At 43.8% G+C, this 1,787-nt stretch carries 1 protein-coding gene; it reads right to left on the reverse strand.

Annotated features, from left to right (window positions below; genetic code table 11):
- Nucleotides 1-388: 388 nt before the first annotated feature.
- Entirely contained in the window at nucleotides 389-1,675 is a 1,287-nt protein-coding gene (locus AC58QT_RS35950) for an IS110 family RNA-guided transposase (protein ID WP_497413120.1), read from the reverse strand.
- Between the last annotated feature and the right edge of the window lie 112 nt (nucleotides 1,676-1,787).

The raw sequence follows: 1,787 nt of genomic DNA on the forward strand, positions 1-1,787 counted from the left end.
TATCCTGCCCGTCCCTCGGTTTTAAGGGTTTATTTAACGTATGCTCACTCATTCGCAGGATTTCATCACCATGAAAATAACGACCGCTTAGAAAACGAAGTCCTATGGATTAAATTCTTTAATTATAAGCGTGCGGGAACAGAGGAGCCGTAAAATTCATTCCCCTAAAATTCACTCTACTGCACGCATATTCCACAAATACCTGGAAGTTTACCATCCCATGGCTCTACGGGTCTAGGCCCTAACATTCCATCGTTATACTTTTCCAAGATGTGGAGACCGATTGCGTTTAGCGGACGGGTCAAAGCCCTACTCGGGCAGGAACTCGGTTCTCCGTGCGTTCTTTGTAAAATCCTGCGAATGAGTCAATCTACGTATTTTTGCAAATTTATGCAGCTTGTGTAACGATGTGTCTTGCCTTTTCGGGCGTAAATGTTTCAGCCTTTTGAACGATGCTTATTAAGATTCGAGCTACTTTTCCAAGCAGTTTAAATACGGATCTGAGCTTCTTCATATGCTTTACCTTAACGTTATACTCATGTAACTCTCGAAATACAGGATTTACACCAATGAGCTGTAGGGTAGCGAGAAACAAATATTTACGTAAGGTAGAATCTCCTCGTTTGGATATGATGATCTGTCCCTTCCGTTTTCCAGATGTACTTTCAGCTAGATTAAGACCGGCTTTTCGCAGTAACTGGCGACCATGAGCATACTGCCCTAGATCACCCGCACCAGCTAAAATTGCTGCAACAAAGATGGGACCAAGCCCCTTAATGGAGCGAAGCTGACTTGCCATCGGAATCTCATTAAGTATGTCTAGGATTTGCTTCTGCATCTCCCCTAGCATTTCCACGACGCGTTCATACTCTGAGATTAATCGTTCTAAATCTCGTTTTGCCTCAGCTAAAGCTGTGACATCCCCCACGCTCCGCTTGGCTTGAGAAATAAGCTCAGCAGCTTTCTGCGTGCCTGTAGAACCGCCTGCTCTGTTCATATGCTTTCTCCAAGTCGTAATCATCTCGGGAATGGATCGTGACGCAAGATCTTGTGGTAATGGTAATTCTTTCAATGTGGCCATAGAACGTTTGCAAGACCAATCCTTAAACACTGATGTATACTCTGGGAATCGAATGTCTAACCAACGGATAATCCGATTCTGCAACCGGACACTGTAGGCGACCCAGAACTCCCGATCGCTCATTAGGGTACGTAATCTCTGGAACTCTTGAGCTTGCTTTGTATGTTCATAATAATAACCACGACTTACAATGTCTGCGATGACAAGCGCATCCTTCGGATCACTCTTGGACGGACTATTATCTCGATTCTCCTTGTTTCTTTTGGTGGTGGCTGGATTCACTAGGACGACATTCGAGCCTTTGTTTGTAAGCCAATTTGCTAAGTTCCACCAATAATGTCCAGTGGGTTCCATGCCAATGATTACACGGTTCAAACGGTGCTTTTGTTGAATTCCCTCTATCCAACGTTGCAGCTTGTCAAAGCCTTCTATGGTATTACTAAACGAGAGGTGTCGATTCGAGAGCACAATTCCACGGAAATTCGTAGCTTGCGCCACATGAATTTCCTTAGCCATATCAACACCTACAACAAGATGAGATGTAGTAATTCGTTCAATTCGTTGATTTTGTACTTCTGATTGTTTAAAATTCATAATAAGAGCGCCTCCTTGATGGTGTTGGGTTTTAAGCCCGGGACAAACCCATCATACCGAGGCGCTCCTTTTTTGACAAAGGCCATTTCTTAGCCTTAACAGGAATGTTTAG

This window comes from Paenibacillus sp. J31R109 (assembly GCF_059692055.1).